A 20,679-nucleotide genomic window follows, 5' to 3' on the forward strand; every position below is an offset into this window, starting at 1 on the left:
ATTGAGAGGCATTGTCGGCATGAGTTTACTCCTTTGTTCGAGGATTTTCAAAGCGTAGAGCCTTCGGCGGTCTCCCGTTTTAGCAACTGCGATCGTCTACGGCGGGTGCTTCGCACCATCGCATTTGCGGCGAACCTATAATCACAGTAGAGGCGTTCCAGAAACTTAGTGCATGGATTCAGCAGCAGAATCAGCGGCTGCCCTTACAGCGGCATTCGCCAGTCCACTTCGCGCATACTCTTGGAAGCGATCACTTCCTGAAAGATGCCACGATGGTGCTCGACACCGGGAATGCTTTCTTCACCCGGTTTGTAGCCGCCGTGGGTCGCATTCCAGGCGTCTACACTTTCCCAAAGCACGATGTTGATGTATTGAAAGGTTCCGTCGCCGACACCCGTGTTTTTGTGCAGGTGGGTTTCAATGAAACCGGGTGTGCTGGAGAAGACTCGCGTGGTCTCGTTCCAGGCTCTCAAAAATTCTTCTTCTTTGTCTGCGGGAACGGCAAAGGGATTGATTAAAGTAACTGGCATATTTTAGCTCCGTTGACTGTGGATCGTCGTTAAAACGGCGTTTTGCGATGATGCTGTATACGTTCTCGAAATTGAGATGCTGAAATTATGCCGCTTTTGTAGAATCATGTGAACTCAATCATCAACGGTGTCACAGGGGTGTACAGGTATAAATCAATGGTACTGACCAGTACTATTATGGTATCAACTTCAAAGATTATTTGCAAGCCCGATATGTGAAGAAGAATAAAGCAGCCCTTTTGTTAGTGCCTGAATTTAGCAGTAGATATCGCTATAGTTAGGATTGGAAGGTTACAGAGTCCGATTCAGAAATGAGCAAACAAGGCTCCAAGGTCAAAAAGCGTGGACCTGGGCGACCCCGTGCAGATGAACGCGATTTGCGGAATGAGGCGATTCTAGAAGCCGCGACTGCGGTGTTCCTCGAACAGGGTTTTGCCCGTGCCAGCACAGATGAGATTGCAAACCGAGCGGGTGCTTCTAAGCAGACGATCTACTCGCTTTATCCCAGCAAGGCGGCACTCTTCGCCGCGCTGATGAAGCGTCGCTCCGAAAAGCTGGTCGATCCCGTTGCTTCTGCCATCCTCCGCCAGGATGCGCCTGCCCACGAAGTCTTGTATCAGTATGGGTTGCAGGTTTTGCGTGCAAATTTGAGCGACAATGGTCAGCAACTACAAAGGCGGTTGATCGCTGAAGCTCCCGTGTTTTCTGATCTCGCCAATGCATTTTGGCAGAACGGACCAGGCTGGGGACGAGAAATCGTCAAGCAGTATTTAGAGTCGTTGGTGCAGCGTCAAGTTCTCTCGATCAACAATACTGATCTTGCAGCGGACCACTTTATGAGTATTGTATTCGGTTGGCCGATGCTCCGCGCCAGTTTTCAGCTACCCTCGTTGTTTCAAACTGACGAAGCGCTAGCAGAGTGGGTTCAGAGTGCTGTAGACGTATTTTTGCGGGCACACACGGGCACAGAGTAGACTTGTTCAGAAATCAGCGTTTTCGGTTCGTCGGCAGATTACAGGGTTGGGCATGGTTCAAAAACAGGCAATTCTAGGGGTTGTGTCGCAAAAATGATTTGAGGACAGGCGATCCTTCCCAATCTCAGTTGGTTATTGGGCAACTCCAAAAAGTTGAGATACGAATTCGATCTGTGCTCACACATCACCCTTGTTAATAGCTTCAACCTGTGCTTTACGTAGCATATGCATTGCTTCCATTCTTCGCAAGGTACGTCGTGCTGTATTGAACGACCCGAAACCAAATGGTACTAAGAAAAGCTTTAAGCTATGCTCTGTGGGAATTACAGTAATTCATGCCATGAAACTATAGATGGGTGCGATCGCTCGCTTAGAGTAGGTAATGTAAAATGGATGTCTTAGGGGTGCGGGGGGTTGCCCAAAGATTTTTTAGGTAGGAAAAGCTTACTCGAAAAATGAAATACTTTCAGTAGACCGAAAAGTTTTGCGATCCCCAAAAAATAGTAGTGTATAGTACAGTTTTTTTGGTAGCTGTAAAAAAGCTGATAGTCTTGAATCAATGATAAAATTAACTTATCAATAAGCCCCAAAAATCAACCATAATCAGTCAGCTGGTAAACAAACTTCCCGTAACTGTCTCAAACCCTGATTTTGGCGTTGAGACTGGCTGATACTTTTATCGGCGATCGCACAAGGGTATTGGGATTTTTCGGAGATGTCTAGTGATAATAGATGGCATTACATACTTCCCTGATATCAGTTGTGCGTTTGCGGAGCGTCTCCCAAGGGGAGACGATGCCCACCACCTTTAGCCGATGGAATCAAAGTGAAAAGCTAGCTACTAGATCACCAAAGTCTTTACAATTCCCTTGTTACCTCAAAAAGTATTTTTCGACCTATGACGAATCAAGCTCCTATCCCGGTTATTGTCAACGGTGCTGCTGGTAAAATGGGACGTGAGGTGATTAAGGCGGTGGCGCAAGCGCCTGACTTAAACCTAGTGGGTGCAATTGACCACAGTTTGGAACATCAAGATAAAGACGCTGGAGAGTTGGCGGGTTTAAGCGAACCCCTGGAAGTGCCAATTACCAATCAATTAGAACCGATGTTGGGGTATGTGGCTGGCGATAGAAAGTCTCCTCCAGGGGTGATTGTAGACTTTACGCATCCTGATTCAGTTTATGACAATATTCGTAGTGCGATCGCCTACGGAATTCGTCCTGTAGTCGGCACCACCGGGTTAAGTCCAGAACAAATTCAAGAGTTAACAGACTTTGCCGACAAAGCTAGCACTGGTTGTCTAATTATTCCTAACTTCTCCATTGGCATGGTGCTGTTACAACAAGCCGCAGTCATAGCCTCAAAATATTTTGACCATGTGGAAATTATCGAACTCCATCACAACCAAAAAGTTGATGCTCCCAGTGGTACTGCCATTCAAACGGCGCAGTTATTAGGAGAGTTGGGTAAAACTTTTAACCCGGCTCTTGTAGAAGAAACGGAGAAATTACCAGGAGCGAGGGGAAGTATAGCAGATGAAGGGATTAGAATTCATAGCGTGCGTTTACCGGGATTGATTGCCCATCAGGAAGTTATTTTTGGCGCACCGGGACAGATTTATACTTTACGACATGATACCAGCGATCGCGCTTGTTATATGCCAGGAGTCCTATTAGCGATTCGTAAAGTCTTAGCGCTAAAGTCGTTAGTATATGGATTAGAAAAGATACTTTAAACTTTAAACAGACTATTCAGCATTCATCACTCAGCACTCATGTTAGTACCACTGACTCGCCAGAAATTTGAACAAGTTGTCCCCCTAATTGCCACTGGTTTGCAGTACAAGTACTACTGGGGCAAGTTCTCAAATTTTTTGCAACGGCTGTTAATTTCTGTAGTTGGCGTAGTTGCTATTTTGCTTGCGACATTCGTTTTCAAACTTGAGTTCGCTTCAATAGTATTTGTGCTAGGGATAGTTAGCGCTTTTTTTTGGCTGTGGTATCCAGTGTTTCAAGCAAGTATGCGGAATTTGCAATGCCGCCGTTATAAGTACGGCGGCTTTTTCCGTGGTCGAGTGCTAGATTGGTGGATTACAGACCAGTTGATGGGTAAAACCGAAACAGTCAACAACAAAGGCGAATTGGTAATTATAGAAAACCGAGAAAAACAGATTAACTTAGAGGTGGGTGATGACACAGGATTTAGCATTGAGTTTGTAGCACCATTACGTTCTGCCCACAAAGTTATTACTCGCGGCCAAATTGCAGAAATGGTAGTGATGTCAAATCGCCCAGATTTGAGCAGTATTGAACAATTCAGCGATATATACTTTCCCAATCGTAACCTCTGGGTCAGCGATTATCCTTATCTGCGGCGGGATTTCTTTAATGAAGTCGGTCGTTGCTTGCGTGAAGACCAACAACAAAAGTCGCGTCGGCGGCGTCCGAGAGTAGAGGATTGAAGAAGTCACACAATTTTGGATTTTGGATTTTGGATTTTAGATTGACTCATAGCAATAAAGTCAGGGGCTTGTCATTTAAAATCTAAAATTTGGTGAAGCAGGCAGCAGGATGTAATCAGTATAGGCTTCTCTTTTCTGTCCTATACTTCCTGCCTTTTTGCTAACGAGAACATCCCACTTTGATGAGTTTCCCTTGCAAACGATAAGTCACTGTCCCACAAACAAAACCTGCCGACTTAGACTCTACATAAGTCTGCCTTGACGGATTTTGTTTATCTAGCTGCGATTTCCAATCGCCAGATATTTTTTCTAGAGCGGGATGCTTACTTAAAAACTCTGAGTCTGCAACAATATCGTGAGAACCCTTAACACTTATCTTAGAACTATTCATGTAGATATTATAATCATAAATAACGTTTTTATTTCTAATGTTACTATTAATATCCTTCCCAGGAAAAGCATAGAAAATGTTATTTAAAATTTGGACATCAGATGATGCATTAGCATATATTTGCGCGCCTTTAATTTCTGGACTCTGATTATTTAAAACCGCAGTGTTATTTAAAATATCAACATGATCACTTGAAAAGGCATGAATACCTGAACCACCATTATTAAATGTCAGATTGTTTTTAACTAAAGTACGTCCTGTATATGCAGCCAATTTGGAGTTATGATCATTTCTGGAACTATCGATAATAATGCCATTCCCGTCTGTGATCCTTCCGACTGCAATCCAAGGAATGTACATACGATTGTTGTAGCTCTTGTTATTAGTTACAAACATCTTGTATCCCCGGTTGTTGTCAAAATTCCAATTGTTCAACATCGAAATACCACTATTACCATAAACTGAGTACCAGGCATTATTGAACACAGTGTTATTATCCACCTTCACATAATCAGCCTCGATTACTGTAATACCTGCTCCTCCACAGTCATGCACTTTGTTGTTCAGAATACGGATGTGATGAACATAACCATTGGTTCGTCCATCAATGCTTATGCAGTTTCCGCTCGTCAGTGGGTTTTGTTTGTTAGTCTTCTGACTCATCGCATAATCAAGGGTTACATTGGCATTGTTCCCGATGACCTCCAGCCCATTTATCTCGATATATGAAGCTCCATTTGCAATCAGGATACCGTGCCATGTATTGTGCTGAATTTTTGGGAAATGTCCAGGATATGCTTTATACCTAATCCATGCTTTGGCATTTCCAGAATGTTTAATATTTACTACACTCCCAGCTTTGGGTAAATTTGTGTATACTCCGTTCATAATCAATACTGTGTCGCCAGGGTTAGTCATATCTGCCGCCTTTTGAATTGTCCTAAAGGCAGATGAAGAAGAAACTCCACTATTTTTGTCGTTTCCAGTACCACTAACATAGTATGTTTTCGGAGTTGCGTTAGTGCTGATTAGCTCGCGGCTGGTAGGGGATATCTGACGGGCGTTTTCAACTAAAGATACTTTTATCCTTTCTCCCGCAACCAAAAGACTTAAGACCAGGGGAATTGCCAGATATGCGCTTAAACTAAAACCTTGAATTACCACAAGAAAAGGCTCCTTTCTCGGCACTACTTAACAAAAATATCAGAATATTCAATACTTTTAAATAGTATTTAGCATAAAAGGTACGAGCAAGCCGACTTTTCTAACTCCCCCGATTTCCATCTTGTCCATAGGCTTGCCATGCCAAGTCTACCAATCCATCAACGATCGCAGCTGCTACAACTGCATTACCTTTGCGACTGTCAATTGTAATATGAGGCACTAAAGAATCTCGTAAGCGCTCCTTCGCTTCATCAACATTTACAAATCCCACTGGAGTCGCAATTATCAAAGCAGGTCTAATTTCCTCAGCTTCAATTAAATCCACGAGTGCTGTTAGTGCTGTTTGGGCTTGACCCACGACAAAAATGCCCTCTGGATAACGCTTTGCTAAGGTTTCTATTCCCCATGCTGCGCGAGTTTTTTCTTTTTGAGGGCGTGTCAGAGCTTCCATACTGCAATACACCGGATTGGCAAAGGTGTTTTGAATCTCGTAGGCAATGCCTACTTGTACCATCGGCACATCTACCACAATCGTGGTACGTGCGGCTAGTGCTGCGGCTCCAGCTTGCAAGGCACGCTCAGAGAAACGAATCAAAGACTTATACTCAAAGTCAGCTGTAGAGTAGATTACCCGACGCACAATCTCATACTCTGCGGGTGAAAAGACATGATCACCAATTTCACTATCAATGATTGCTAAACTTTGAGCATCAGTTACGTGCCATTCCATTTTTGTTGAGCTTCTCAAATATTAGCTTTCAGCTTATCAGCTTCAGGGAGTTAGGAGTACAGACGCGATTAATCGCGTCTGTACATGAGTGAGGAGTTAATTAAAAACTCATAACTCCTAACTCAGCACTCATAACTCATTACTGGAAGAAGGCCGACTGAAAATAGGAGATAGGTAGGCAACCAAGACGCCGATGAGAAACCCAGAGATATTGCGAACTAGAGGTACCCAGTCGCTTGTGCGTGTCACTACTGGCCCAATACCAAAGGCAATAAATAAGATTCCCCATAAAGGTGAGAAAATTAAAGCCCATTGCCAAGCGAAAACTTGTCCTTTCTCGCGTGGTTGAGCTGCAAATCCACAAATCACCCCACCAATAACTGAGGAAATCAAGGTGAGAATCCATTGCTCTCGTGGCAGTCCGGGGACAACATTGCAACCACCCTTGAGCAAACAGCCTTTAACCGATTCTAAGGCTTGGAGAATGGCTTGGTCTTCGCCTTGTTCGCGGACAAAGTACAAATTACCGAAGCGGGTTTGCAGTTCTATCCAGAACGTCCGGGGTAAAAGTTCATAAACAGCATCGCCGACGCTAAAACTGAGAATGTTACCCCCACGAGAATCGGCAACTAGTAGAATGCTTTTGTCATCCAAACCCCAATATTTTATAACTGCCCGACCTGGGGTGCGGTCATACTGGGTCAATACTCGCAGTTTCCAGCCCGTATCGGCTTCAAACTGCTCTAAATCTTTGACAAGCTTTTCTTCTTGCAGCACAGGAAGAGATTTAGCTAAGTCTACAACTGGGGTAAAGGTGTTTGGGAGTAAGTCAGGATTGTCATAAGCCAGTGCTGGGGGAGAATGCATGACCCAAATTGACCCAGCCAGAAAAAATACTGCAATAGATAACAGAAATCGTCGCCAAAAACAAGATTGCATGGACGTTTTTATACAAATATCAACGGTAGAAGTAAACAAGTTGTTTTAAAAGAGTACTGGAAAAGTGATAGTTCTTTACACTTGTTTACTTTACTCTAATCTACGGGATCAAAGCAAAGGGTTTTTGGGGAGTGGGGAGAAATCAATTCAAAATTCACGCATTCAAAATTTAAAATTCAAAATTGAACAAAAAGACTAGGGGAAATGTCGCTTTAGCTTCTCGCAGGGGTGGGAGATGAGGGAGCAGGTTGAGTTAGGGAGTGAGGGAGATGAAGAGAAATAACCAATGCCCAATGCCCAATGCCCCATGCCTTAATTCAATCTTCATCATCAAAATTGATTTCCCAGCTATTGGCATCGTTGTAACCGTCATTAGCGCGGTAAACTTCTGCTTTGATCCGGCGATTTTCTTGCCTCAGCACTTCTCGTTCTCGCAACGTGAGTGGTGGTTTTTCATTGGTTGGGGTGCGATCGCTTATTCGCCTCGCGGGTTTTTGGCGTGTGAAGTTTCTCCAAGCAGCTTTCGCGCCAATAAAGATGCTGCGTGTACCTACTTGCAGATTTTGAGCCTGAATTCTTGCACTATCAAGACTTTTGTCAACTTGTTTCACGACTTGACTGGCACTTTTTACACCTTCACTGACATCATCAGTTAAGTCAGTGATTTCTAAACCAGTGACGCGGATAGCTTCTAGAGTGGGCGGTAACTCCCGTGAGAGGGTATCAAATAGCTTTTCTGCACTGCGAGCAGCGCGTGCTAACTCCTGGAAAGCGGGTATTGCCGCCACTAAAACCGCAGTTAAGCTTGTGGCGACTAAGAGTAAGGAAAGTCCCAACCAAAACAGGGGTTCAATCACGGTTGTGTCATTTATGAGCGTTCTAATTCCTGGGGAAGAGAATCTGAGTCTTCAACTGATGTTTGTCGGTTTAAGACTTGGCTTTCTCGCTGACTGGCATCTACACCTGCTGCGATCGCTTCCCGTAATCTATCTAAAGTCTCATCCCAGTTTCGCAGTGCGCTGGCAGAGAGACGATCTGCCTGGATTTGCACACTCGTTGATAAATCTTCTGCCAATTCTGGGATCGCATTGGCAGATTTTTTCAAAATTTTACGCGTTTCGCGCCCTGTGCGCGGAGCTACGAGCAAACCAGTCAAAGCACCGATGGTAGCTCCCAGCATAAAACCGCCAATAAATACTCCAGAACGGTTATTAGACATCTTGTTGTTTCTCTCCTTACACCCATTTTAGGTGGGTTTTCTCACCTTGTAAGACTCCACCGATTTTATTCAGTTAATCTATCGTGACAAAATATCAGCCATAAATGTTACTTTTATTCATTAAATATCAAAACCATCAATTACTTATAATTCAAAACTCCCCGTCTCTGTCAAACTTTTTATGCTGCCGGTAAGCCTTCTGGCGGGCTTCTAAGTCCCAAATTGGCGCTTAGACAACTCTATTGTGTCACCATATCCCGGTGTCCTCGCATCAGCCCTAATTATAAATGTTCATGAACCTGACATAAATCATTTTGCAACAGTTCTTTTCCCAGATGTTAACTCTAGCCTCCGAAAATAACGCTGCCAGATTTGCCGTCCTAGCAAAAGTAGACTGATAATTTGCCGCACTTGTTGGATTTGCATTTGTAGCGCTTGATTTTTCTGCCGTAAGTTGTAAATATTCTCCTGGCTGAGATAAATATTGTCGGGTGCTTTTTTCAGTGCTGTATGGGTAAAACTTTCATAGACGGTTAACCTATCTGTTATGTATGCTAGCTGCTGCTTGAGTTGCCACACCCGCCAAGCCACATAGAGTAGTATTAGCGAAATGAGGGTGTTAACGAGGATAACTAAAATTACCATTGTTTATCTTCACCAATATCAGCTTTGAGGAATTATTCTATATACTTGACTTGGCTCTTATTTAATGATGAAGAAACTAAAGGATAAAAATTATGGCACAAAGTACAGCCGGGATTATGCCAATATAGAGCAGTTAGATAATGCTCTGAGCCGCTATTGAAAGGCTTTACTTGATGAAAATTAGTGTAACAAAGGCTGATGGCTAAAAAATCGCCAATTCGCCAATTTTGTCACAACCCTATGCCCACACCTCGCAAAACCACAGTTACAATTGCCTATAGATTCACGACTAGGTTTGCGAAATCAACCTGTATGCTCAATAAGCCCCACCATTGCTACATTCCACTCCTTAACCTGATAATCCTAGTCGATTTGCAACCTTTGTGGTGTCTAAGCACAATAGCATAGCCCCTTCAACAGACGATGAGAGAACTACACTACACTCCTTACCGGAGGCTCCCCAGCATCGCCTTTATTATTGTGCTTCTACCTCTACCAGTTTTCCAGTCTGTCGCGTGAAGTTAACTAACATTTTGCCTGCAAAAACCTCACTAGTGAGTGGTTTACCAAGCAGAAATAGCTGGATGTGGTCTGGGGAAAGGGAAAGTGGGAAAGAGAGAGTCTATTAATTCCTCTTCCCTTAACCTTTAACCTCTTCCTTGTTGAAGGTTTCTCCCTAGAATTTCACTAATCCGTTACTGATAATGATTATTTTTTCAATACATCCAGTAGGAGTTAAGGATGTCAAAAAAATTACCATCAAATAATTCGTTCCGAGCTATTCTTGTTGCCTTGACGATTGGATTTGTTGGGTGTGGAAATCAAGCTATAAGAACCGCATTCACTCAGACTACCACCCAGGTAAATGAGAATCTTCCCCAAGTCGTAGCGACTACAAGCGTACTGTGTGACTTAACCAGACAGGTTGCCGGGAATACAGTTAACCTTACCTGCTTAATTTCCCCTACAGCCAACCCCCAATTTTATAAACCAAAACCGGAAGATCGTAAAGCCATTGAGCAAGCTAATCTTATTCTTTATAATGGTTACAATTTAGAGCCAAATCTGATCAAATTAATTAAAGCGACTAAAAACACTGCACCGAAAATAGCCGTCGGCCAACTTGCGGTGTCTAAGCCACAAAAATTTCAGAAAGGCGGTAAAAATGTAAGTGATCCTCATCTTTGGCACAATACCAAAAATGCTATCAGAATGGTGGAGGTAATTAATAGTAATCTGAGAAAATTAGAATCTAGTGATGCAGAGGTTTATAGCAGCAATACCAAAAAAATTACAAATGAACTCACTCAACTAGATCGCTGGATTAAGTCAAGAATTGCCAGTATTCCTGCCAAAGAACGCAAGTTAGTTACAACCTCTGATGCACTGAGTTATTACGCCAAAGCATACGGTCTTTCATTAGCAGGGGAATTGCAAGGTATTAGTAGTGACGAAAACCTGACAGCTGCACGAGTAAAAAATTTGGTGACAAATATTAAACGGGCTAAAGTGTCAACAATTTTTACTGAGGCGGCAATTAACCCTAATTTGCTTCAATCTGTAGCAAGAGTTGCTGAAGTGAAAATTTCTGACAGGAAGTTGTATGCTGAAGGACTTGGTGAACCAGGAAGCGAGGGGGACACTTATCAGAAAATGATGATTGCCAATACACGCACAATTGTAGAAGGGTTGGGAGGGACGTATTTAATCTTTGAAGCGAAAGCTGGTAAGTAGTTATAACCTCAATTGAGTAATCTGATAAACCGAGTTTTTTAGATTCCAGAAAAGTCGGTTTATCAGCCTATTTTAGAAGAGGAAAATGTAAATGCTATTTGTCTTTTAATCTGATATCAATAACAGTTGCATTGAAGTTGTAGTTAAAGCCTTCCAACTCAAATGGCATTCCAATTTTCACTTTACTGTTACCGAGAACTGGGCCATTCTCAGTGACCTGGGCTTTGCCATCTAAAGTTAAAATCAAATCTGTACTAAAATTATTGGTCTTCGGATCTGGCAATTCTTTAACAGTACCATCAGGTTGGGGAATATTGATTGTTCTAGGTAGCTGTTGAACAGATTTAATCTCAATCTCCCCATAGGGTTGATTGCGGATAATCACATTAGTTTTGCCGCCTTTTTTGAATCCGTTATTGAATAATTGTTCAGGGTCACGTACATTCAAACCACGAACTATTAAGTCTACTTCTATGGGTACTGTTTTCGCTCCGACTTGGGCAACAGAACCAGAAGTGCCAGGAAAGACAAAGATGCCAAATATAACTAGCAGAATTACCAGCGCAGCACCTAAATCTAGGAGATTGATTTTGCCGAACAAACGACCTTTTGAATCTAAAATAGCCATAAAAAGTTTTCCGAGGTAATAGCGAAGTAATTGATTGTAGCAAGAAACTTTTCGATGGGAATAGCAATTTTCCCTATTTGGTAATAACTCAAAGCGGCTGGGCGTTGCAGTTATGCGACAGTTTATCACGAGTTTGTAAGTTGGGAGTAGCGGCAGATGACTCTCAAACTTTTGCCTGTTAGGACTGACGCACCCAAAAAATAAAATCTAATGTTTAAGCCTATCCCTAGAGGGAATCCCTAGTCTTACACAATTCGTTAGATTTGCGTAAGCATTGGCTGTATAACAACCCTTTGGTCTTGAGTTAAGAATGCAACTTAGAATGATCTAAAACCGTCTCATCATTTGTCTCATCATTTTATGTTTTCCGAAAATTATCTTCAGTGCAGATTATGTTGAATTGGAAAAGTTTTGTTGCAAATTACCGTGTGTGGCCGCGTCGCTGGTTTTATCCTTTAATTTCAGTGGTAGTCGCCCTGAGTCTGTGTTTGAGTACACCCTTGCCTGGAAGAACTTTAGACTTCTTGCCTCTTCTACTCCAAGGATTTCAGGCATTTCAGCTTTCTAATATATCCCCTAACCAAGAAGTTGATCTTGGTAAGCAGATTAATCAGGAATTAGTCGGTAGTCAAGTCCGGCTTAACCGCAATCCCGAAGTTAATCGCTATGTGCAACAAGTTGGTCGGCGTTTAGCAGTTAATAGCGATCGCCCCGATCTCCCCTATACCTTCCAAGTAGTTCAGGATGACACTATTAATGCTTTTGCTACCTTGGGTGGCTATGTATATGTCCACACAGGTTTGCTGAAAACCGCAGACAATGAAGCGCAACTAGCAGGTGTACTCGCCCATGAAATTGGTCACATTGGCGGGAAACACGTAGTCAAACAGATGCAGCAAAAAGCGCTCGAAAGTGGTCTATTAACAGCTGCTGGCTTAGACCGGAGTACGGCGGTGCAAATTGGTGTACAGTTAGCGCGAGACTTGCCACGCAGTCGTAAAAATGAATTTGAGGCTGATCAAAGAGGATTAAGAACTTTGACACGCACTGGTTATGCTCAGTCTGCAATGGTTTCCTTTATGCAAAAGCTGCTGAAAAAGGGTGGTTCGGCTCCGACATTTTTGAGTACGCACCCCGGAACTAGCGATCGCATTGAAGCCCTCAGACTTGCTATTAACTCTCAACCTAGTAATGGAAATTATGGTATGGATAATGCTAGTTATAAAGCTAATATTCGAGCATTAGCGAAGTCTTGAGGGCATTGGGCATTGGGCATTGGTTATTACTCTTGTCCCCCTCGTCTCCCTCATCTCAAATATTGCTCAATTCTGATTGCGGCGATCAACTTTGATTTTGGCTGGATCAACTCTGATCACTACATCTTCTAAGGGCAGGGCACGGAGATAATTTTTAAAAATGTTAACTTGATAAACTAAGTTATTAGTCACATCCAATCCAGTCAACCAGCCACTTTTGGGATGATAAGCGCCAGTATCTATGTCTAGCCATCCCTGTCCTTGTGCGAGTTTACCAGGAGAAACACCCGGCAGAGTAAAAGTAATGGTGTGACCGATGATAATTTGCTTATCTGGGAAGTACGGTTTTTCAATACTATGAAATTCCTCTCGTATCCAACACAGTTGATCGGCAGTTTGTTCTGTCACCGACTTGGAAGGGTCAACACCAGCATGAGCTAACCAAATATCCCCCAAGTCGAGATATGTAGGCAAACTCTTGAACCAATCCAGATGGTCGTCGGGAATTGTGGACTGGTGGTAACTGGCTACGGTAGCTTGCCCTCCACTATAGAGCCATGCTTGCATCGTCGGGGAAGAGGTTCTTTCATTCGTCAGAATGTTTAATAACATCTGCTCATGATTTCCCAGCAAACATGGGTAGTTATTTTGCTTGACAAAATTAACTACTTGTGCGCTATGAGGTCCGCGATCAATTAAATCTCCCAGAAAATAGACTTGATCCTCTGAGGTGGGGGCGATCGCCTCCAACAATGTCATCAAACCTTCATAGTGACCATGCACATCCCCAATTACAATTCGTCTGGGGCTAATTTCGCTCATTGTCTCTTAGCTTCAATAGTTTTGGCTAATACTTCTGCTACAGTTTAAGCTTTCTGGTTTCCGCAATGACAGGTAAAAATACTGAACAAGTTTTATTTTAATTTAATTATTCCCCCAGTAATAAAATTACTTTATGATGGCAATGGGGTAAAATGTATAGTTTTGAGTGGTAAGAGAGAAAATCAGCAAATTTCATTCAGGTTGTTTTTCCGTCCTTTTTGGGGATTGGAATTTCGCGTAGCTTTTGGTGTTCCCAGTTGCTGCATTCATCCCAAAAGCATCAGCCCAAAGTGGAGTTAAGGCAAATAAGAAGCCAATTAGCACATAGCAAAATAAACTAAATATCAATCTTGCCCAAAGAATAGTCTTGCTGCTCATAAGTAAAATATAGCGATCGCTTGCATTAGTTAAGGTTGTGATAGTTGCTCACAATCTTGATTTGGGAGCATCTCAATTTTGCAAATACACCATAGGAGAAACAAGATTCCTGCTCCCTCTCCTTAGTAAGGAGAGGGCTGGGGTGAGGTTTAGACTTTCTACACTCGATTTTTTAAAGCGATCGTACTTATCAGAACAACAACCAAATCTGAAACATTGGATGCCTCAAATTAGTCGTGGGTATAGGCCCCGACTGTATTCGTCTCCTTTACCTCTTTCTTGATTACTGCGGCATAAGGCTTGGTTTGGATAATTTCAAGCTTCCAGTCTGAAGAATAATCAGGCAACTCATAGCCAACACTCTTAACATGAGTCAACATCAACTCATCCCGTTGATGCCAAACTGCAAATATTCTCTCCCTGCCATCATAAAGCGTTTCTAGGTCAATTTGATAAACCTCATTTACCCGCTTTAGTTTCAAGCCCAACAAATTTAACAGTCGGCTGAGTATTTTTATTGCCGAAACCTGCTCTTTCTCCCCGACTAAGTTAATACCAAGCGCTCTTTTAATATGCTTACTATGCTGAAAAACAACATTTTTAAGCAATATCAAATCTGGATTACTCTCAGTAAATTCTCGTTCTGCTTCCAGAAACTGAAGCATTCCTAAAGCTCTCATCGCCTCAACTTTGAGCGTATAAGTTTTTAAATCTGGTAGAAAAACTTTCCCTTCACCCCAAGACAATTGCTGATGCCATTCTTGCTGGTCTCTGACGTGAAAATACTCGCTTTCGTGAGTTAGATAATAATGAATTAACAGTTGACGATGATATCCGTGGTCATCTTGCAATTTCAGCCAAGGAGTAACTTCGACACCATACCTTTGTCTGAGAACATATTTATTGATTTGGTTGCGTTCTCCATCAGTCAGGGAATGCTTCATTAATAGCTGCTCATATTCTACATAATTGATATCTTGAGCATTAGCTACAGCAGTTGCTAACCATAGTTGATTTTGCTGCTTAATATCTTTAATTTTGCGTTTAATTTCTTTAGCTTTTTGACGGCTTTGCGCCCAATCTTTTTGAACTTTGACAATTTCTAAAATTAATCTTCTGCGGGTAGCTAAATCATCAGCGTCAGTTGCCAAAAAGGCCAGACGTAAATCTCGAATAATATTATTGTGAACAGCATTACTCCGCAACTGAATTTGATGCCCATCAGCAATCAAACCATCTTGCATCGATTGACGGTAGAGGCGGATAGAAGCATTTACCCGTGCAGATAACTTAGCCCAAGTTCGCAAATGAATCGGGTCATGAACTAAAGGTAAATCCACATCTATTTTATGTAGTGGACTAAGCAAAGCTAAGTTTTCTTTTTGATTTTCTTGATACCAATCAGATAGCAAGCGATAATTTGTACTACCACTACCAATTAAGCCAATACCTCGTTTAGCGCACCAGACAACACGCGGAACATTATCCCGCACTCTCGCTAATGCTTGTCTTGCTTCCGAGTCAGGAATTACCCCTTGAAAAATGCCATAAACTCGGTCGAAATATTGGACATCAATACTAATTCCCGTACCAAGGCTAGGGGTAACAAAAACGCCGTCATATTCAGAAATTTTTTGATTTATAGCGGCGATAAAATCAACCGCTTCATGTCCAGGTGTGTTTGTAGTGTGGCTACTAACTACTAAGGTTTTGGGAAATTGCCGTTGGAATTTTTGTAACCGCTCTTTTAGATAACGTTCAATTGTTTCACAACTGTAACGCCCAGCGCGACTATCGGTAGTAACATAACATTTACGTCCAGCAAGTAAATCCAATTCCAGTTGGTGAATTAGCGGTGTTGGGTTTGGCGAATCATAAAAAGTTACGTCCCAACCATGCTGAGGTTTCCATTGGTTGAGAACTACCCAAGGTGTTAATTTAATTCCTGCCAATCCCTGTAAATATTCAAGTGATACATCTGATAAATCAGCATCTTGGGCAATTACTAACCCACCAGTTGTTAAAACTGTATAAATTAATTGCTGGAATAATTTTAATATTTTTACACGCTTGTATTTACAAGTATTACTGTTTAATAGATGCCATAAAGATTGCTCTACTTCATCTAAAATTACTATTGCCCCGTGCCAATTTTCCGGGTTAAGTTTCCAAATAGAATCAACACACAAGCCGAGGGAGTGCTGAGGAAAGAGAGAGCGGAGAATCGGAGGAGCCGGGGTAATTTTTTTATCAATCCTTTTCTTTGCATCTTCTTTATATGTCCCCCATTGAATACCAATTTTTTCACACAAAAATCGTCCTAGTAAGATTCTATGAGTAATTAACAAAACAGGTTGATTTCTACTTTTTGCTTGCTGAATAACGGCTTGCAAGGCTGTAGTTTTACCCGTTCCTTTTGCTGATTTTACTCCTACTAATCCAGAGGTGGGGAAAGGGATTTCACCTATATAAGGGCGATTGAAGGTGAGTGCAGCAGGAATGCTTAACTCGGTGTGGGGTTTGGTTTGAGCAAGATAAATTTCTAAATCAACACTTTGACGATAAACTTTCTCGAAACTGCTTGCACCTTTAGCAAGGATAAACTCATCAACTCCTTTTTCCATTCCTGGAAGTTCGATGACTTTAACAGTGCAATTTTTTCGCTGGAATAAACAACCAAGCTGGGAAATAGCATTATTTACAGCAGCAATTGTCTTAGGTTGAGTTTCAAAATCAAAGCAAATGTAAAAGCTACGCTTTGTAATTGCAAACGCTGCTAAGTCGGGAATTAGCTGACGACGGGTAATTTTACCAAATTCGTCTTTAACAACCCGATAACCACTGGTAATTCCGGGAATGGCAATAGCTGCATATCCTTGCGTTAACAATGTGGCTGCTTTCTTCACACCCTCGCAGATAACGAGGGGAATGTTCTGTTGCATCACCCATTGCCAAAAGCCTTCAGCTTCACCATCAGGAGTAATGGTGATATTGTCAGGCATGACCAGATTGTAACGTCCAGCGACTTGCTGCCACACTTGCAAAGTTACCCGCAAATAAAACACTCGCGTTGGCGTGCTGGGGGGATGCTCGTATTTGATAGACTTACCATTGTGATTCTGTCGGGGTTGGTTTGGCTTAAAGCATCCCCATTCCATCATTTGCCAATTATTCAAAGGGTCTAGCCCCGAACACCACCAACCACCTTCAGCAATATGAGCATAACGCTGCAACCATCCACTTTTGACTATTCCAGTATTGGTGCGGGGGAGTAGCTCAGAAATTAATAGGTACTCATAAGCTGTTACGCCTTGGAGTGACCTAAAATTGAGTTGCACTAAGTGTAAGTCTATACCACTGCTCTTGACTAATTCTTCAAGGTGTTGGGGGTGTAAATAGTGCAGATGCATAGGGAAAGACGCTAAGGTAAAGTCAATGAGATTAAAACATTAACACGCATCTGCTTTTTTTCTACAAGAGGAATTGCGAGGCTTTTATGATGCTTTTTTTACTTCGTTACAGGAGACACATCGGTTAAGACTCTAGTGGGTTATTTTGCCTATTAGATCCCCGAAGTAATAATTTTGTATTGTGATATTTGTTCGCGATTAATTTTTATTTATCAGTAAATTTATTGGTTAAGGAATGCGATCGCTGAAGGGGTTGCCGTAAGCATCGCTATAGGGTAATACCAATTCTCTATGAAGATGCATAGAATAAATCTTCATAGAATAGAGCTTCGAGGATAAAATCATAACTTGTCAAAGAGGAGATTACGAGAGAAGACATTTGAGCTAACTCATGTTCAACCCGTTGGCGCAGTTCCTATAAATTAGAGAAATTCTCACCCTTGAACTGGTGTTTAATAAACTGCCATAATCGTTCAATTGGATTAAGTTGAGGGCTATGAACAGGTTGAAAGATCGGGATGAGATTTTCAGGCCAAGACAGCGCCAAAGCTTGATGTGTGGATGCTTGATCCATTTGGATCAATGCCATATAATCACGTAGTTCTTGGGATAGGGCATCAAGGAATTTCTGAAAATTCTCACCGTCGAGATGAGGATATTCGTGACAAAAATGCCATCCTGTCAATGGTTCAACTACTCCATAGAGCCAGAATGCCTCTCTTGGCCATTCTACACTGACTATAGGTTTAACGCCACGAGCCGTAATCACTCGTCCGGTTTGCATTTTCAGCCGTAGTCTAGTCTCATCTTGACCGGAGGCGGAGCGTCTCCGGCTCCGCAGAAGTAACGCAGTTGCTTTCCTTGTCCTAACCGGCGTTGAACCCTCGTAAATTGGCAGAGGTATTGGGCTGTGGGAACGTTTTTCAATAATTTGGCTGTATTTTGAATACTGTCTGCACTACTGGCTGCCTTTATGAGAATCTCAAATAAAGTTTGTTGGTTACATACTCCTTGAGTTTCAATGGAAAAATTTTCTAACCTTATTCAGGAGTTCTGAGTCTGTTAAAGCCAGTTCTTCTGATGAAATAGTCAAATTTCCTCAGCCAATATACTACACAATACTCTCATCATTTTATCTTTTGAAACTTTTCAGAGTATTCTCATTAGTAAGTACAATGCAAGTAATTTATGCAACTTTAGCTTTATGTAAATATATTTATGTTACGCTTTTTGGTTTTTTGCGTATATTTACTATTGTTAAACATTTAATTGTGATTTAGAAAGTATATGATAACGTAAGCAAGTTACTCGTTTGTTAGATTATTTCGAGCTAATGTCTAAATTAAAGGTTTTTAAGTTAGCTTGAAACTGTTTTAAAGAATACAACTTAAAGCGCATTTTCTGTATAAATGTAATTGATGCTTTTCTTGACTCCTCTAATTCTGATACAGCGTTTTTCGTGTATTTGAACCATAACCATGCATTGGGGTACAGCAATGCTGTACCCCTAAGATGTAGTCTATTTACGAAAAGTCTTACGCTCTTGAGATAGCCTGTGCAGAGCTTTACCAGAAAACTGCTGTGAAAAATTCAATTTATTGAAGGAGGCAGGAGGCAGGAGGCAGCTATGCTGAAGGGGCAATTCACTTATAGGATTCGACCCCTCCTGAATTGAAGCCACTGAACTTTCGTTCAGTAGGGGTCTTAAACCCAAGAAGAGTTTGGTCGCAGTCGGAGGCAGAGGGCAGTATTCCTCACTCTTGAACTGCCCTCTGCAAGAACTGCCTTCATCGATAACCGTAGGGTGAGCATTACCCACCTTTGAGAAAGCTGTATATTCGGTCAGTTAAACCCGATTTTTTCAAAGGCTGGATTTATCAAAATTTTCCTATTGATATAGCGAAACATTTATTTCAATAATCTGTTTCCGAAAAATCCCAAAAATCACTGGAGATTACAAATATGCCTGACACAAAAATTATTTTTATCGATGGCAATGTACTTAACTACCAAAGCCTGATTGATAATATTAGTGTCAATTCAGAAGTAGTTGTTCTTAATCCCGAATCAGATGGAATCGAGCAGATTACTCGCGTCTTAGCTGGGCGCAAAAATATAGATAGTATTCATATTATTTCTCACGGCGACGCTGGCACTTTAGAAATAGGAACAAACATACTCAATCACGTTAATTTACAGGCATATTCTCACCAATTACAGCAGTGGGGACAAGCCCTGACTGATAATGGTGATATTCTTCTTTATGGGTGTAACGTTGCTGAAGGCGAAGTCGGCTTAGAGTTTGTCCAGCAGTTGAGTAATTTAACTGGTGCAGATATTGCAGCTTCAACTGACTTAACAGGTAGTACTAATTTAGGCGGAGATTGGCAATTAGAAGTAGCAACCGGAGAAATTGAAGCTCAATCTGCTTTAGCCGAAGAAGTGCGTAACAATTACGCTGGTGTGCTGAAAATCTTTCAAGTTATGAATACGAATAATGATGGGACAAATTCGTTAAGACAGGCAATTCTTGATGCAGGAAATAGTGCTGGTTTAGATGTAATTGATTTAACGGGAGTTTCTGGGACAATTTCCCTCAATAGTTCCCTACCTACTTTGAATGCTGGTAATGACATTTTTATTACTGGTAATAACAACATCACTATTGATGGAAAAAATCAATATCAGATTATCGCTGTTAATGGTGCGAATGTTGGTTTTGAAGGGGTTACGTTTAAGGGTGGTAAGGCTAAAGGAGGCGATGCAACTAATGGTGGTGGCGGTGGCTTAGTGGGGGTGCAATATTTGTTAATAAGGGTAATGTCGCCATTAATAACGTCACCTTTGACGGTAACAGCGCAGTCGGTGGAAGGTCCGATGGGACTGCTGGTGCTGGTGGTGCTGATGCGCAAAGTGGTAGTCAAGGTGGTTATGGAGACAGATTTAACGGTAACGCCAGTTTTGCCTTCAATGGTGCTGCTCCTGGTAATGCTGGCTCTAGCGGCGGTGGTAGAGGTGGTGTTGGCGGTTCGGGTGACTTCGGTGCTGGTGGTGGTGCTGGCGGTGGCGGCGGTGGCGGCGATGATTATGGTGATGGTGGTGCTGGCGGTGCTGGTGGTTTTGGAGCTGGCGGCGGCGGTGGCGGCGGCGGCGGTAATGATTACGATTTTTTTGATGCTGGTGAAGATGGTCAGGGTGGTAATGGTGGATCTAGCGCAGCTTTTGGTGGAAGTGGTAATCAAGGAGCTACCCCTCCGTACAATGATGGTAATAAAGGTAGCTTTCCTGGCGGACCCGGGGGTGGTGGCGCCGGCTTAGGTGGTGCAATTTTCGTTCGTCAAGAAGCTAACCTTACCGTTTTAAACAGCAACTTTACGAGTAATAGTGTTACAGCAGGT

17 protein-coding genes and 1 pseudogene are annotated in these 20,679 nt (G+C 42.2%); 6 read left to right on the forward strand and 12 right to left on the reverse strand.

Features of this window, described 5'->3' with window-relative positions:
* Window positions 1-203: 203 nt before the first annotated feature.
* Entirely contained in the window at window positions 204-530 is a 327-nt protein-coding gene (locus V7K36_RS10645; protein WP_335115529.1) for an antibiotic biosynthesis monooxygenase family protein, read from the reverse strand.
* A gap of 311 nt (window positions 531-841) precedes the next feature.
* Here V7K36_RS10645 and V7K36_RS10650 point away from each other — a divergent pair, with 311 nt between their 5' ends.
* The 3 genes from V7K36_RS10650 (at window position 842) to V7K36_RS10660 (ending at window position 3,965) form a co-directional block, all read left to right on the forward strand.
* The gene (locus tag V7K36_RS10650; protein WP_335115531.1) at window positions 842-1,504 is read left to right on the forward strand and encodes a TetR/AcrR family transcriptional regulator; all 663 of its coding nucleotides are present in this window, start codon (window positions 842-844) and stop codon (window positions 1,502-1,504) included.
* Window positions 1,505-2,402: 898 nt separating this feature from the next.
* Window positions 2,403-3,239 carry a 4-hydroxy-tetrahydrodipicolinate reductase gene (gene dapB, locus V7K36_RS10655; RefSeq protein WP_335115533.1) on the forward strand — a complete coding sequence of 279 codons (837 nt, stop codon included), beginning with the start codon at window positions 2,403-2,405 and terminating at the stop codon, window positions 3,237-3,239.
* Window positions 3,240-3,278: 39 nt separating this feature from the next.
* Entirely contained in the window at window positions 3,279-3,965 is a 687-nt protein-coding gene (locus V7K36_RS10660) for a phosphate ABC transporter permease (protein WP_335115535.1), read from the forward strand.
* Window positions 3,966-4,125: 160 nt separating this feature from the next.
* Here V7K36_RS10660 and V7K36_RS10665 read toward each other — a convergent pair whose 3' ends face one another.
* The 6 genes from V7K36_RS10665 to V7K36_RS10690 form a co-directional block, all read right to left on the reverse strand.
* On the reverse strand, window positions 4,126-5,520 hold the full coding sequence (locus V7K36_RS10665) for a right-handed parallel beta-helix repeat-containing protein (RefSeq protein ID WP_335115537.1): 1,395 nt from the start codon (window positions 5,518-5,520) through the stop codon (window positions 4,126-4,128).
* A 100-nt stretch (window positions 5,521-5,620) separates the two neighbouring features.
* Window positions 5,621-6,250 (reverse strand): precorrin-8X methylmutase, encoded by a 630-nt coding sequence (locus V7K36_RS10670; protein ID WP_335115539.1) that lies wholly within the window; start codon window positions 6,248-6,250, stop codon window positions 5,621-5,623.
* A gap of 129 nt (window positions 6,251-6,379) precedes the next feature.
* Window positions 6,380-7,189 carry a TPM domain-containing protein gene (locus tag V7K36_RS10675; RefSeq protein WP_335115541.1) on the reverse strand — a complete coding sequence of 270 codons (810 nt, stop codon included), beginning with the start codon at window positions 7,187-7,189 and terminating at the stop codon, window positions 6,380-6,382.
* 317 nt (window positions 7,190-7,506) lie between these two features.
* Window positions 7,507-8,046: a DUF948 domain-containing protein gene (locus tag V7K36_RS10680; protein WP_335115543.1), complete on the reverse strand. Its 540-nt coding sequence runs from the start codon at window positions 8,044-8,046 to the stop codon at window positions 7,507-7,509.
* Window positions 8,047-8,057: 11 nt separating this feature from the next.
* Window positions 8,058-8,408, reverse strand: coding sequence for a YtxH domain-containing protein (locus V7K36_RS10685; protein WP_335115545.1), 351 nt, complete (start codon window positions 8,406-8,408; stop codon window positions 8,058-8,060).
* A 309-nt stretch (window positions 8,409-8,717) separates the two neighbouring features.
* On the reverse strand, window positions 8,718-9,053 hold the full coding sequence (locus V7K36_RS10690; protein WP_335115547.1) for a hypothetical protein: 336 nt from the start codon (window positions 9,051-9,053) through the stop codon (window positions 8,718-8,720).
* A 741-nt stretch (window positions 9,054-9,794) separates the two neighbouring features.
* Between V7K36_RS10690 and V7K36_RS10695 the strand changes: the two genes are divergently transcribed.
* Window positions 9,795-10,787, forward strand: a complete 993-nt coding sequence (locus V7K36_RS10695) for a metal ABC transporter solute-binding protein, Zn/Mn family (protein ID WP_335115549.1) — start codon at window positions 9,795-9,797, stop codon at window positions 10,785-10,787.
* A 94-nt stretch (window positions 10,788-10,881) separates the two neighbouring features.
* On the opposite strand, the gene V7K36_RS10700 is transcribed toward V7K36_RS10695, so the two are convergent.
* Complete coding sequence (locus V7K36_RS10700) at window positions 10,882-11,415, reverse strand: DUF4330 domain-containing protein (RefSeq protein WP_335115551.1); 534 nt, start codon at window positions 11,413-11,415, stop codon at window positions 10,882-10,884.
* 392 nt (window positions 11,416-11,807) lie between these two features.
* Here V7K36_RS10700 and V7K36_RS10705 point away from each other — a divergent pair, with 392 nt between their 5' ends.
* On the forward strand, window positions 11,808-12,671 hold the full coding sequence (locus V7K36_RS10705; protein ID WP_335115553.1) for a M48 family metallopeptidase: 864 nt from the start codon (window positions 11,808-11,810) through the stop codon (window positions 12,669-12,671).
* Window positions 12,672-12,737: 66 nt separating this feature from the next.
* Here V7K36_RS10705 and V7K36_RS10710 read toward each other — a convergent pair whose 3' ends face one another.
* From V7K36_RS10710 to V7K36_RS34095, 4 genes and pseudogenes are all read right to left on the reverse strand, one after another.
* Window positions 12,738-13,493, reverse strand: a complete 756-nt coding sequence (locus tag V7K36_RS10710; protein ID WP_335115555.1) for a metallophosphoesterase family protein — start codon at window positions 13,491-13,493, stop codon at window positions 12,738-12,740.
* Between the two features lie 608 nt (window positions 13,494-14,101).
* The gene (locus V7K36_RS10715; protein ID WP_335115557.1) at window positions 14,102-17,281 is read right to left on the reverse strand and encodes a plasmid replication protein, CyRepA1 family; all 3,180 of its coding nucleotides are present in this window, start codon (window positions 17,279-17,281) and stop codon (window positions 14,102-14,104) included.
* Window positions 17,282-17,696: 415 nt separating this feature from the next.
* Complete coding sequence (locus V7K36_RS10720; protein WP_335115630.1) at window positions 17,697-18,212, reverse strand: IS630 family transposase; 516 nt, start codon at window positions 18,210-18,212, stop codon at window positions 17,697-17,699.
* Window positions 18,188-18,374: pseudogene (locus V7K36_RS34095) on the reverse strand (ISH3 family transposase); the annotation flags it as partial. The pseudogene V7K36_RS34095 and the gene V7K36_RS10720, both read right to left, overlap by 25 nt.
* Before the next feature lie 869 nt (window positions 18,375-19,243).
* Here V7K36_RS34095 and V7K36_RS10725 point away from each other — a divergent pair.
* The gene (locus V7K36_RS10725) at window positions 19,244-20,599 is read left to right on the forward strand and encodes a DUF4347 domain-containing protein (RefSeq protein ID WP_335115559.1); all 1,356 of its coding nucleotides are present in this window, start codon (window positions 19,244-19,246) and stop codon (window positions 20,597-20,599) included.
* Window positions 20,600-20,679: the final 80 nt, after the last annotated feature.

Source organism: Nostoc sp. (genome assembly GCF_036919555.1).
In the GTDB taxonomy this organism is placed as follows: domain Bacteria; phylum Cyanobacteriota; class Cyanobacteriia; order Cyanobacteriales; family Nostocaceae; genus Nostoc.